Annotated in this window: 10 protein-coding genes and 1 tRNA gene; 1 reads left to right on the top strand and 10 read right to left on the bottom strand. The window is 64.4% G+C overall.

Annotated features, from left to right (window positions below; genetic code table 11):
* Positions 1-7: 7 nt before the first annotated feature.
* The 8 genes from ACSC1P_RS06265 to ACSC1P_RS06230 all read right to left on the bottom strand — a co-directional run bounded on the left by ACSC1P_RS06265 (position 8) and on the right by ACSC1P_RS06230 (position 8,107).
* Positions 8-78 (bottom strand) — tRNA-Pro (locus tag ACSC1P_RS06265).
* An 81-nt stretch (positions 79-159) separates the two neighbouring features.
* Positions 160-1,032, bottom strand: coding sequence for an RNA-guided pseudouridylation complex pseudouridine synthase subunit Cbf5 (locus ACSC1P_RS06260; protein ID WP_435359276.1), 873 nt, complete (start codon positions 1,030-1,032; stop codon positions 160-162).
* A 1-nt stretch (position 1,033) separates the two neighbouring features.
* The gene (gene cmk / locus ACSC1P_RS06255; RefSeq protein WP_435359275.1) at positions 1,034-1,609 is read right to left on the bottom strand and encodes a (d)CMP kinase; all 576 of its coding nucleotides are present in this window, start codon (positions 1,607-1,609) and stop codon (positions 1,034-1,036) included.
* Positions 1,610-1,682: 73 nt separating this feature from the next.
* Entirely contained in the window at positions 1,683-2,603 is a 921-nt protein-coding gene (locus ACSC1P_RS06250; RefSeq protein WP_435359274.1) for a DUF106 domain-containing protein, read from the bottom strand.
* An 87-nt stretch (positions 2,604-2,690) separates the two neighbouring features.
* Positions 2,691-3,599, bottom strand: a complete 909-nt coding sequence (locus ACSC1P_RS06245) for a DUF106 domain-containing protein (protein WP_435359273.1) — start codon at positions 3,597-3,599, stop codon at positions 2,691-2,693.
* Between the two features lie 36 nt (positions 3,600-3,635).
* Positions 3,636-4,286 (bottom strand): adenylate kinase, encoded by a 651-nt coding sequence (locus ACSC1P_RS06240; RefSeq protein WP_435359272.1) that lies wholly within the window; start codon positions 4,284-4,286, stop codon positions 3,636-3,638.
* 162 nt (positions 4,287-4,448) lie between these two features.
* A complete protein-coding gene (locus ACSC1P_RS06235) occupies positions 4,449-6,041 on the bottom strand; it encodes a S8 family peptidase (RefSeq protein WP_435359271.1) in 1,593 nt (530 codons plus the stop codon).
* 209 nt (positions 6,042-6,250) lie between these two features.
* Positions 6,251-8,107 (bottom strand): S8 family serine peptidase, encoded by a 1,857-nt coding sequence (locus tag ACSC1P_RS06230; RefSeq protein WP_435359270.1) that lies wholly within the window; start codon positions 8,105-8,107, stop codon positions 6,251-6,253.
* 305 nt (positions 8,108-8,412) lie between these two features.
* Here ACSC1P_RS06230 and ACSC1P_RS06225 point away from each other — a divergent pair, with 305 nt between their 5' ends.
* Complete coding sequence (locus ACSC1P_RS06225) at positions 8,413-8,874, top strand: NYN domain-containing protein (protein WP_435359269.1); 462 nt, start codon at positions 8,413-8,415, stop codon at positions 8,872-8,874.
* Positions 8,875-9,433: 559 nt separating this feature from the next.
* Here the strand turns inward: ACSC1P_RS06225 and ACSC1P_RS06220 are convergent.
* Both ACSC1P_RS06220 and ACSC1P_RS06215 read right to left on the bottom strand, forming a co-directional pair.
* Positions 9,434-11,299 (bottom strand): S8 family serine peptidase, encoded by a 1,866-nt coding sequence (locus tag ACSC1P_RS06220; RefSeq protein ID WP_435359268.1) that lies wholly within the window; start codon positions 11,297-11,299, stop codon positions 9,434-9,436.
* Positions 11,300-11,699: 400 nt separating this feature from the next.
* On the bottom strand, positions 11,700-13,343 hold the full coding sequence (locus ACSC1P_RS06215) for a S8 family serine peptidase (protein ID WP_435359267.1): 1,644 nt from the start codon (positions 13,341-13,343) through the stop codon (positions 11,700-11,702).
* Positions 13,344-13,416 lie beyond the last annotated feature (73 nt).

Here is a 13,416-nt window from a genome sequence, read left to right as displayed (position 1 = left end):
TCGGAAGTGGGACCGCCGAGAATTGAACTCGGGTCCTACGGACCCCATCCGCAGAGGATACCACTACCCCACGGTCCCAGGGTGCATGTGAACCAATAGCCGTCTGCCGTTTAAGGGTGTCGTTTCGAGGGCCGTATGCCACGACCGCGCGTACCGCACTTAGACGAGCACGCGCTCCAGTGCGACGACTTCACCGGCGTCGGCGTCGGGGTCGCCGACGAGGGTACCGAGACAGACTGCGCTGCCTTGCGGTGCGAAGCAGGCGACGAGGTCGCCCTGCTCGGCGTCGTCGGCCTCGATGACGCCGGGGGCGTAGACGGGTGCGCCGTTGGCGACCTGTTCGGCCGCGCTGGGGGCGATAGTCACCTGCGGGATGTGTTCGAGGGCGCGCTCGGCGGGCAGGACCACGTCGCGGAGCCACGAGTCGTCGCCATCCTCGCGGTAGAACGCGAGGCCGTCCCAGAGGTCTTCGAGCGTGTGTAGCGTCGAGTCGTTGAAGGGGTCGGTCGCAGTGCGCCGAAGGTGGCCCATGTGGCCGCCGGTCCCGGTCGCCAGCCCGATGTCGTGACACAGCTTGCGGATGTAGGTGCCGGACTCACAACGCACGTCGAGCAGGGCTTGCCGCCCCGAGACTTCGAGCAGGTCGAGGTCGTACACTTCGCGCACGCGGAGTCGCCGGGAGACGGCGCTCTTTCGCGGCGGCTTCTGGTACAGCGGTGCCTCGAACTCGGCGACGGTCGCGTCGAGGTCCGAGGGCGGGGTGCCGTGCATTTCGAGCACGGTGACGTACTCCTTCGCGCCTTCGAGGAACACCTGTGCCATGCGGGTCGCGTCGCCGAGCAAGACTGGCAGACAGCCGGTGACTTTCGGGTCGAGCGTGCCCGAGTGGGCCGCCTGGTCGACACCGACTTCGTCGCGAATCCACGCCGCGACCTGATGGGCCGACGGCCCGGGCGGTTTGTCGAGGTTGACGACGCCGAACTCCAGCAGTTCTTCCGGCGAGCGGTCGTCTGGCGGTGCGCGCAGACTCATCTCAGAACTCGTAGTCGACGGCGACGGGGTAGGTTCCTTCGTCCGTCGCGGGGTCGTGTGCTTCGACGCAGTCGACGAGCAGGTCGACGACAGTGTCTGCGTCCCAGCGGGCGGTGTTCAGACACACGTCGTAGATGGAGAGGTCGCCGATGTCGATGCCGTAGTAGTCCTTGTACCGCGTCGCCTCGCTGGCTTCACGAGTTTCGGTCTCCTCTGCGGCCTGCTCGCCCGATTTCTCCTCGCGGTCGGCGATACGCTCGCCACGAACTGCGAGCGGGGCGTCGAGCCAGAAGCGGAAGTCAGCCTCGTCGCCAGCGAGCCAGCCCGCGAGTCGGGATTCGAGGACCACGCCGTCGCGTTCGACCGCGATTTCGCGCAGTCGTCGATCGAGGTCGCGGTCGATCTGGTCGTCCTCCTCCGCGAGTTCGTTGAACTCGGCGAGCGAGAGGTCGCGCTCGGCGGCGAGTTCACGGAAGATGTCGCCGCCGGAGACGTGGTCGAGGTCGAGCGCGTCGGCCAGTCCCTTCGCGGTGGTGCTCGTACCACAGCCGGGCGGGCCGGAGACGGTCAGTAACATACCTCTGCTCGGTCGGTCGCGGTAAAAGGAATTGTGACTTCGACTGGCCCACGACTGGCCGTCACTGTCGCGCTTACGTCGGCGTCGCGTCCATGTCGAGCGTCTTGCGGAGCAACTGGTTGAACCCCATCGAACAGAGGAAGTACCAGACGATCCACGCCGGCATCGGTCCGACGAGCGGGTCTCGCCAGCCGTGCTCGCCGAAGATAGGCACGATGAAGCTTCCCTCGACGGCCGTGTCGAGGTGGCCATCGCGAATCATCCAGTACATCCAGAGGAACGCGGGGATGGTGAGGAGCATGATCCACGCCATGGGGCGGAAGTTCTCCTTCATCATCTCGCCCTGGTCACCCAGTGCGGCCATCTTCTCTTCCTGAATCTTCTCGAGTGCAGCCTCGTCGTCACGCTCTTTGGCGGCCTTCTCGCGCTTCGTCAGGTCTTGCATCTTCTGCTGGACGCCCTTTATTTTGCTCTGGTCGACCATGTTCGCCTGCAACAGCGTCGTGTACAGACCGGTGACGAGCGCGATGGCGAGGATGACGGCGTAGAAGGGCATCACGGCGTTCAGCGGCTGGAACACTACGTCGATGGTGCTCCCGACCGTGTCGCGAATCGGTTCGAAGTAGTAGCCGGTCATCAGCGTCAGCGACACCAGTCCAGCGACCTTGTCGGCGGTACGCCAACTGGAGTCGTCGGCGTCGTCGTCGCCCTCGTCGTCTACCGTCGGTTCGCTGCTTGCGGTGCGGTTCCGTTCGAGCGCCTCCTCCACCGCATCAGCGTCGGTCAGTGCGAAGCCGTTCTCGCGCTCTTCGAGCGCATCGGTCTGGATGAGCCGCCCCCACGCGCCGCTGTCCATCCCGTCTTCGTCTTTGACGTCCTTCCACTCGATGGGCCGCTCGCCGCCGTTGCTCTCGTCCACGACGACGGTGAGTGGCTCGACCATGTCGGGGTGGTCTTTGAGGAACGACGTCGCGTCGTCGGCTGTCCAGGTCATCTGGACACGGCTTAGAAACCACCGAATACAAAGCTTGTCACTCGCGGTTGCAGTCAGAAAACGCAGAAGAACGGCCGAAGGAACGCCTTACGTCGGCGTCGCGTCGAGGTCGAGCGTCTTCATGATGAGCTGGTTGAACCCCATCGAGCAGACGAAGTACCAGACGATCCACGCCGGCATCGGTCCGAGCGCGCCACCCATCCACTCGTGCTCGCCGAAGATGGGCAGGACCATCGTGGTCTCCGCGGCGGAGACGTGGCCGTCGAGGATCATCCAGTACATCCAGAGGAACGCGGGGATGGTGAGGAGCATGATCCACGCCATGGGGCGGAAGTTCTCCTTCATCATCTCGCCCTGGTCCCCCAGTGCGGCCATCTTCTCTTCCTGAATCTTCTCCAGTGCGGCGTCGTCGTCGCGCTCTTTGGCGGCTTTCTCGCGCTCGGTGAGGTCCTGCATCTTCTGCTGGACGCCCTTGATCTTGCTCTGGTCGACCATTATGGCGCGCAGCAGCGTCGAGTACAGGCCAGTGATGAGCGCGATGGCGAGGATGACGGCGTAGAACGGCAACACGCTGTCCAGTGGCTGGAACACGATGTTCATCACCTCGCCGACGGCGTTGCGGATGGAGTTGACGTAGTAGCCAGCCATCATTGCGAGGGCGACCACGCCAGCCAGTTTGTCTTCGGTTCGCCAACTGGAATCGCCAGTGTCTGACGAGGTCGTCGGCGGCGACGAACTAATCGTCAGGTCGTCGTCCAGTGCCTCGCGCACGGCGTCGGGGTCTCTGACGGCGAACCCGTCGTCGCGCTCGACGAGCATGTCCGTCTGGATGAGCCGGCCCCACGCGCCGCTGTCGATTCCACCTTCGTCTTTGACGTCTTTCCACTCGACTGTCTCGTCACCGTCGTCGCTCACGTCCATCACGACAGAGAGCGCAGTGGCGAGTTCCGGGTTGTCGTCGAGGAAGGATGCGACGTCCTTCGCTGTCCGAGCCATTTGATTTGAGTAGGGAACCGTCGGTTACAAACGTTGTTACTGCGCCTTCGACTCGATGGCCTCGCGGACGTCCGCCCAAACGGCGTCAGGGGCCTGATTCCCGTCGACTGCGACGAACGCGTCGTCGCCCTCGTAGTACTCGATGACCGGGACGGTGTTCTCCTCGAACACGTCGAGGCGGTTGGCGACCGCGTCCTCGGTGTCGTCGTCGCGGTGGTGGAGGTCACCGCCACACTCGTCACAGACGCCCTCGGTCTCGGGCTGGTTGTACTTCACGTGGAAGTTCGTCCCGCATTCCTCGCAGACGCGGCGGCCGGTGAGCCGGTCCATGAGTTCGCTACGGTCGACGTCGAGGTGGAGAATCACGTCGAGGTCGGTCATCCCGGCGAGTTCCTCGGCCTGGTCGAGGTTGCGCGGGTAGCCGTCGAGCACGTAGCCGTCCGCCGACGAGAGCGCCTCTTCGACGATAGCGTTGACCACTGCGTCGGGGACGAGGTCGCCCTGCTCCATGTACTCGCGGGGCGTGTCGTACTCGGTGTCCATGTCGCTGATGTCCATGTCCTTGTTCCCGCGAAGCGCGTCACCGGTCGTGACGTGTTCGACGCCGAACGTCTCGACGATGTGCTTCGACTGTGTGCCCTTACCGGCCCCGGGTGCGCCGAGGATGAGGATGTGCGGTTTGCTCATGTGGGGGGCAACACGACCCCTGCATAAAGAATTAAAGAAAGCGGCTGCCGGAGAGGCAGCGAAAATGGAGCGGTAGACGGTTGGACGGACTGTGAGACCGCCCGGGTGCATGGGTGGTGACAGGCTGTTCCAGCTGGTAGGGGATGCAGCTGTTCGCGGTCGTTACTGGTACTCCGTGATGGTCAGGTCGTAGCTGCCCGACCCGGAGTAGGAGTCCACGTCGATCTGGAGGTCGGTGGACGTGTCGGGGTTGTCGATGGTGACCGTCTCCTGACTGTTGGTGCTCGTCGAGGAGTAGTCGTAGTTCGACGGGCTGGCCGCGGTCGTCGTGCCCTCGTTGACGAAGAGGTCGAAGTCAGCACTCGACGGGCCGGAGAGTTCGATCTTGATCTGGCTCGGGGAGCTGTAGGTCCACGACCACGAGTAGTCGTCGTAGTCCCAGTAGCCCGAGAGCGACCCGCTGACCGTCTCGGTCGTCGAGTCACCGCTGCCGGGGTCGTCGGGGTCGTCACCGCCGCCACCGCTGCCTGGTTCGGTCGTGACTGCGGCGTAGGCGTCGACCTGTCCGCTACCTTGCTGGTCCGAGGAGAGACCGATGTCCTTTGCCGTGTTCTTCAGGTGCGTACGGAGTTCGTTGTTCGCGAGGCTCGACCACTTCGCGAGCGTGAGCCCAGCGACACCGGAGGTGACTGGGGTCGCCATCGACGTGCCCGAGAGCTTCTCGTAGCTGCCACGGGTCTCCGTCGTCGTCGAGAGGACGTCGACGCCGGGCGCACAGATTTCGACCGAGCTACCGTACTGCGAGAAGCTGGCGAGGTTCTCGTTGGAGTCGACCGCGGAGACCGCCATACACTCGCTGTATGCCGCCGGGTACGAGACCGAGCCGGAACCGTTGTTCCCGGCTGCACAGATGATGAGCGAGCCGTTGTTCTGTGCGTAGCTCACGGCGTTCTTCATCGTGGACGTGTAGCCACCGCCGCCGAGGCTCATGTTGATGACGTCCGCGCCCTGGTCCGCAGCCCACTGGACCGCGTCCGCGATGTCGGCCGTCGAACCGCTGCCGCCCTCGTCGAGCGCGCGGCCGTTGATGAGCGAGGAATTGCCCTGACCCGAGACGCCCGTGCCGTTGTCGACGACTGCGGCCGCACAGCCGGAAACGTGCGTACCGTGGTACTCGTCGCTCGGGACGTCCGGATACGGGTCGGAGTCGTCGTCGGCGAAGTCCTTGCCGGGGTTCGACTTGTAGTTGCCCGCGAGGTCCGGGTGGTCGTACTGTGCGCCCGTGTCGACCACTGCGATGGTGACCGACGAGTCACCGAGAGTCTCGTCCCACGCTTGGTCCGAACGGACCTGCTGTGGGGCGTACTGGTCGCCGAACTGCGGGTCGTTCGGCGAGAGCATCGTGGTGTGCGTCTCGTTCTTCTCGGCGTACTTCACGCCGTCTTTCTTCGTCACGGTCGAGATGAAGTTCTCGCGGGCCACGTCCGAGGCCTCGCTCGGGAACTTCACCGCGACGTAGCTGAGTTTGTCGTTCTCGTGGACGATCTCTGCCTTGCCCGGGACGGCGTCGAGCACTTTCGCCTTGCGGTCGGCGACGCTCGCCGAAACCCCGACGAGAACTTCGTCTTCTTTCGCGCCGGGTTTGCGTCCAGGTGTCGCACTCACGACACCACCGAGGGCGGCTGCGCCCGCTGCTGCACCGGTTGCTTTTACGAAATCACGACGGCCAAGTCCGCGGTTGTCATCGTCTGCCATGAGACGATTTGGCTGACTGGATGGAGGTGTATAAAATTTGTGCTATCGGTGATGGACATATGCAATTTCCAATGGCGATATCTTTCAGATGCTTAAAGGCAACGTTTGCCAACCAAGGACACATTATTCTTGCTAGTAGTATCGGGGAAAAATTAGGAAATAGTGTGTAGAAACGCTCGTCGGTCCCGATGGCGCGCGGAGCCGAGCGATTACCGACCCAGTTCTTCGACGGACACCGTGTAGCTACCCGAGCCGGAGTAGGAATCGACGAGGACGCCCAACTGCTGTCCGGGCGACACGTCGTCGAGGACGACCTGCTCGTTGCTGTCCTGCGTGATGGAGCGCTTGTCGTAGTCGTACGACGACGGCGTGCGGCCGTCGGTCGTCACGAACAGGTCGAAGTCTGACCAGTAGCCGCCTTCGAGCGAGATGGTGACCTGACACGGCTCGTCGAGGTCCAGCGAGTACGTGTAGCGGTCGGAGTCGTAGTAGCCGTACAGGTACCCGTCGGCGGAACCGCCCGAGGAGGCGTCACCACAGGAGCCGCCGGCCTCGGTGACCGTGATGGCGACCGAATCCGAGGAAGACGCGCCGTCGTCGTCCGTGACGGTCAGGGTCGCGGTGAACTCACCTGCGCTCGCGTACGCGTGCGAGACCTGTGCGCCCGAGGCCGACGCGCCGTCGCCGAACGTCCACTGGTGGCTGGCGATGGAGCCGTCACTGTCGGACGACCCGGAGCCGTCGAACGTGACGTCCTGTCCGACCTGCACGGCGACCGCGCTGGCCGAGAGGTCGACGACAGGTGCCTCGTTTTCCGGCGGGTCCGGGTCGGGGTTCGAGCCAGCGTTGACGAGGTTGAGCGCGTCGACGCGGCCCGAGCCCTGCTTGTTCTCGGAGAGGCCGATGTCGACGGCCGTCTCCTTCAGCTTGTTCCGGAGTTCGGTGTTCGACCACTCGGGGTGGGCGGCGAGGCCGAGCGCTGCGACACCGGCCGCGGCGGGCGTCGCCATCGAGGTGCCCGAAATCTTGCGGTAGGGCTGGTCGGTCCAGCACGAGAGCACGTCGACACCGGGGGCGACGAGTTCCAGTTTCGGCCCGTACTGCGAGAAGTTCGCGAGATTCTCGTTCTCGTCGATGGCACCGATAGCGATACACTCGTCGTAGGCCGCCGGATACGAGACCGAGCCAGAGCCGTCGTTGCCGGCTGCACAAATGAGTGTGACGCCCGCGTTCGCGGCGTAGCTCACCGCGTTCTTCATCGTCTGGTTGAAGCCACCGCCACCGAGGGACATGTTGATGATGTCGGCGTTCTGGTCCGCGGCCCACTGGACTGCGTCTGCGATGTCCGCGGAGGAACCGCTGCCCTCCTCACTGAGCGCGCGCCCGGAGAGGAGCGAGGAGTTGGACATGCCCGCGATGCCGTCGCCGTTGTTCGTCGTCGCGGCGGCGATGCCGGCGACGTGGGTGCCGTGGTACTCGTCCGCCATCGAGTCCGGGTACGGGTCCGAATCGTCGTCGACGAAGTCGTAGCCCTTGTTCGAGCCGAACCGGTCCACGAGGTCCGGGTGGTCGTACTTGACACCCTGGTCGATGACCGCGATGGTCACGTCGTCACTGCCGAGCGTCGTGTCCCACGCCTGCGGCGCGTTGACGAGTTGCGGTGCGTACTGGTCGCCGAAGCGCGAGTCGTTCGGCGTCGCGAGCGCGTGAACCGTGTGGTTGTCCTCCGCGTACTTGACCTTCGGATGGCGCTCCATCGACGACTTCGCGTTCTCTTTCGCCTGCATCGAGACCTCTGGCAGTTTGACCGCCATGTAGCCCAGTTCCTCGTTCCGGTGGACGACCGACGCGCCCTGCGGCAGGTAGTCGTCGTCCTGCGCCTCCGTCGCGACGCTCGCGACGCTTGCGGAGTTCGTGATGCCCACGAGAATCTCGTCTTCCTTCGTGCCCGGTGCCCGACCCGGCTGTGCCGACGTGATGCCCGCGAGTGCTGCTGCCGTGCCAGCGGCCCCAGCCGCCTTCAGGAAGGTTCGCCGCCCCCAGTCAGTGCTGCTATCTTCTGCCATGATACGATACGTCACGACACGACCACTGGGCTTAAATTTATCTATTTTTACCTACTAATTTTAGTTAGCTACCAAACTGAATTTTGGTGTCGTGGCGTTTGTATCCTCGAAATCATGTTTTCTCACTGGGGCGATGGCACGCCGTCGTCGTCACTTCCCTGACTTTGGGCCTCGGTCACGCCAACCGTGAGAACAGCTTTCACAGCCGAGCGACACGAGTTCGCTCGGCGTCCACGGTCAGTGTCCGTGCCCCGACGACGACGGAAACCGCCACGGCTTTCCCCGTCAGCGCGCAACTCCGGCCAATGAACGACCGGTTTCGACGGCTCCTCCCGGGCACCGAACCGTACCCCAGACCCCGAATCGGCCTGTTCGTCGACGGCCCCAACGTGCTGCGCGACGAGTTCGACGTGGACTTAGACGACGTGCGCGAGGCCGCAAAGCGCGAGGGCGACCTCGCCGTGACGCGCCTGTACCTCGACGAACACGCGACGCCGGGGCTCATCCAGGCGGCAGAAGCACGCGGCTACGAAGTCGTCGTCACCAGCGGCGACGTCGACGTGAAACTCGCCATCGACGCGACCGAAGCCGCCGTCCTCGAATCCATCGACGCGCTGGCCATCGCCTCGCGCGACACCGACTTCAAGCCCGTGTTAGAGACCGCGGGCCGCCACGGCCTGCGAACCATCGCCATCGCGCCCGGTGAGTACGGCCGCTCCGACGCGCTTCAAAACGCCGCGAACGATGCGATGGTCTTGGACGAATAGGCTGTCAGGCAGGGAATTTTCTGGGTTGCGACGCCACTCGGCGCAGTCATTCTGGCGCGCGCTGGCGAGCGGTGCAAGGCGACGCAGTCGCCTCGGTGCGAACGGGAAGCGGAGCGACCCGTGAGCATGGCCGAACGAACGTGAGGCCTGCGAGCCGAAATCGCGCGAGGTCGCCGTGAGCCTGCGAACAGGGTCCTCACAAATCACAGATTTGTGGGATGCTGCGAGTGCGAAGCACTCGCCCACAACAAGTGGGAACTCGTTCCCACGAGGGATGAGGAGCGAGGCGAACGGAGTGAGCCAAGTGACGAATCGGTTGGGGAGGATGTGGCCGCGGTATGTACCGTCGTGATTCGTGGTCTGCTCGTCGCAGCGAGCAGTGTCCCTCGGTACCGCCTCCTGACCTGCCTCCCGAGCGTGAACACTGCCAGCAGCAGCTAGCACTCACTGATACAGTACACACCGCAAAAAAGCGCGAAGTGGGAGCGTGAACCCCAGATGACGAGTCTATCGATTCCGATTCGCGTGTGACGGGGAAATCGTCGCGCGTGCGACGAACTTACTGCCCGAGCTCTTCGACGGACACCGTGAAGTTGCCCGAGCCGGAGTAGGAGTCGACGAGGATGCCGATACTCTGGCCGGCATCGATGTCGTCGAGGATGATCTGTTCTTGGCTGTCCTGCGTGATGGAGCGCTTGTCGTAGTCGTACGTCGACGGCGTGCGGCCGTCGGTCGTCACGTACAGGTCGAAGTCAGCGCCCGACGGACCGGACAGCGACACCGTGGCCTGGCACGGGTTCGCGAGGTCCATCGTGTAGGTGTACGACGCGGAGTCGTAGTAGCCGTACAGGTAGCCGTCGGCGGAGCCGCCACTCTCCGTGTCGCCACAGGAGCCGCCGCCACCGCTGGACTCGACGGTGACCGAGACGGTGTCCGAAGAGGACGCGCCGTCGTCGTCGGTCACGGTCAGTGAGACGGTGTAGTCGCCCGCGCTGGCGTAGGCGTGCGTCGCGGTCGACCCGGAGGCCGTCGCGCCGTCGCCGAAGTTCCACGAGTAGGAACTGATGGAGCCGTCGGAGTCAGACGAGCCGGTACCGTCGAAGGTCACGTCGTCGCCGACCGTGATGGTCGCCGAGGACGCGCTGATGTCGACGGTCGGGGACGAGTTGCCGCCACCGCCGCCGCCGGCGTTGACGAGGTTGAGCGCGTCGACGCGGCCCGAACCCTGCTGGTTCGACGAGAGGCCGATGTCGACGGCCGTCTCCTTCAGCTTCGAGCGAAGCTGCGTGTTCGACCAGCTGGGGTTCGCGGCGAGACCGAGTGCCGCGACGCCGGCCGCTGCCGGGCACGCCATCGACGTGCCGGAGATCTTGTTGTAGTACCCGCCGTACTGCGAGACGTTCTCGGTCCACGCGGAGAGGATGTCGACACCCGGGGCGACGACGCCCTGCTTGCTCCCGTAGTTGGAGAAACTCGCGAGGTTCTCGTTCTCGTCGACCGCACCCACGGCGATACACTCGTCGTAGGCGGCCGGGTACGAGACCGAACTCGCGCCGTCGTTACCGGACGCACAGATGATGGTGACGCCGTTGTTGGCCGCGTACGAGACGGCGTTCTTCATCGTGTTCGTGTAGCCACCGCCACCGAGGGACATGTTGACGATGTCCGCGCCCTGGTCCGCTGCCCACTCGACGGCGTCTGCGATGTCTGCGGTGGAACCGCTGCCCTCCTCACTGAGTGCCCGCCCAGAGAGGAGCGACGAGTTGGACATACCTGCGATGCCCTCGTTGTTGCCAGTCGTACCGGCTGCGATGCCGGCGACGTGGGTCCCGTGGTACTCGTCTGCCATCGAGTCCGGGTACGGGTCGGAGTCAGAGTCGACGAAGTCCTGCCCTTTGTCGGAGCCGAACTGCGCGGAGAGGTCGGGGTGGTCGTACATGACGCCCTGGTCGACCACAGCGATGGTGACCGACGAGTCGCCCAGCGTCGTGTCCCACGCGGAGGGCGCGCGGACCTGCTGCGGGGCGTACTGGTCACCGAAGTCCGGGTCGTTCGGCGTCGCGAGCGCGTGGTGCGTCGTGTTCTTCTCGACGTACTTCACGCCCGGCTTGTTCTTCATCGCCGATGCCACGGCGGAGTTGGCCTGCGCCGATGCCTGGTCTGGGAGTTCGACGGCCATGTAGCCGAGGTTGTCGTTGCGGTGCGACACCTTGGCGTTGGCAGGAACGGCGTCCATGATGTCGGCCTCCGCCGTCGACATACTGGTCGACGCCGAGATCCCGACGAGGAGTTCGTTCTCTTTCGGTCCTGGAGAGCGGCCGGGTGTCGCGGCGGTGATGCCCGTCACCGCTGCTGCAGCGCCAACTGCACCGGTCGCTTTCAGGAAGGTACGTCGTGCCCAAGATTGGCTGTTATCGCCTGTCATGACACACCACAACAGACTCGCTTACCCCATTTATATTTTTATGATTCTGGCGTAAATTTATGCCGAACTGAAACAATTTGTGCTATGGGTAGCCAAAAATTGTGTAACTTTGATGGTGGCAACTATTCAAAACTCTCTCTCGGTTTTGCGAAATCGCCGCGGAGCAGGCCTGTGGATACAATATCCAGTGGAGCTCACCAGCGGCACTTATTTGTATGGGCCACGACACTCGCTCGCACGTCTCGTGCGGGAGTGGCGTCGGCTATCAGTCAGGTTCACTTGAACGTGACGACTGTCCCGAATCCGGGAACGAAAACGGGTGATGGACCCGGAATGTCGAGGGTGTCACACGGCGTAACCCCGACAGATACCGCGCGCCATCACCGACCGCTGCGCGCCGTCAGTTACCGAGTTCTTCCACGTCGAGCGTGAAGCTGCCAGAGCCGGAGTAGGAGTCGACGAGGATGCCGAGTTCCTGTCCGCTGGAGACGGTGTCGAGGACGACGTTCTCCTGACTGTCCTGCGTGACCGAGCGCTTGTCGTAGTCGTTCGTCGACGGCGTGCGGCCGTCGGTCGTCACGTACAGGTCGAAGTCAGCGCCCGACGGGCCCGAGAGCGACACCGTGACCTGGCACGGCGTGTCGAGACTGAGCGTGTACGTGTACGAGGAACTGTCCCAGTAGCCCGAGAGCGAGCCGTTCGCCGACCCGCCAGAGGACGTGTCCCCGCAGGAGCCACCGTCGTCACCGCCATCGTCGCCACCACCGCCCGCGGCGTCGACGATGTTCTTCGCGTCGACGCGGCCCGAACCCTGTTTGTCCGCGGGTTCGCCGATGTCGACGGCGGTCTGCTTGAGTCGGCTCCGGAGTTGCGTCGGCGTCAGCTCCGGGTCGGCCGCGAGGCCGAGCGCCGCGACACCGGCTGCGGCGGGCGTCGCCATCGAGGTGCCAGAGATGGTGTAGTAGTCGACGCCGCGCGGCGTGTCCGGCCACGTAGAGAGGACCTGCTCGCCGGGCGCGATGACGTCCGTCTTCGGCCCGTAGTTCGAGCCACCGGGCGCGTTCGTCCAGTCGTCGACGAACTCGTCACCTTCGCGCGAGGCCGCGACCGCGACACACTCGTCGTACGCGGCCGGGTAGTCGACGCTCGAATTGCCGGCGTTCCCGTTCGCACAGATAGGGAGTGCGCCGTTGTTGACGGCGTAGCTCACCGCGTTCTTCATCGTGTTCGTGTAGCCACCACCGCCGAGGCTCATGTTGATGATGTCCGCGCCCTGGTCCGCGGCCCACTGGACCGCGTCCGCGATGTCTGCGGTCGAACCGCTGCCCTCGTTCGAGAGCGCGCGCCCAGAGAGCAGCGTCGCGTTCGAGATGCCCGCGACGCCGGTGCCGTTGTCAGTGGTCGCGGCACAGATGCCGGCGACGTGGGTGCCGTGGATGCCGCGGTTGCCCGCATCCGAATCGTTCAGGCCCTCGGGGTAGGGGTCGGAATCGTCGTCGACGAAGTCGTAGCCCCTGTTGGACCCGAACTGCGCCGAGAGGTCCGGGTGGTCGTACGCGACGCCCTGGTCGATGACCGCGATGGTCACGCCGTCGCCCATCTCGGTGTCCCACGCGGAGGGTGCACGGACCTGCTGGGGTGCGTACTGGTCCGAGAAGCGCGGGTCGTTCGGTGTCGCCATCGTCGTCAGCGTCTCGTTTCGCTCGACGTACTTGACCGCGTTCGCGCGCTCGATGGACGACTGCACCGACGCCATCGTCGTCACGACGTCCTCGTCGACCGAGACCGCCATGTAGCCGAGGTCGCGGTTCTCGTGGACGACGTTGGCGTGGCCGGGGAGTTCGCGCTCGACCTGCGAGCGCGCGTCGGCGACGCTCGTACTCGCGGCGATACCGACGAGGAGTTCGTTCTCCTTGGGGCCGGGTGTTCGCCCGGGCGTCGTCGCCGTCGCGAGGCCGGGGAGCGCCATCGCGCCCGCGGCGAGGCCAGTCGTCTTCAGGAACGTCCGTCTGTCGGTCTGTTCGTGGTTGCTATCGTCTGCCATGACCAATTGGAGCTACTGGTGATTACCATTTATATTTTCTCATTTGATTCAAAATTATATCGAATCGGGCACT

Source organism: Haloarchaeobius caseinilyticus (assembly GCF_051207395.1).
In the GTDB taxonomy this organism is placed as follows: Archaea; Halobacteriota; Halobacteria; order Halobacteriales; family Natrialbaceae; genus Haloarchaeobius.
This window is presented reverse-complemented; position numbering and strand designations above follow the sequence as displayed.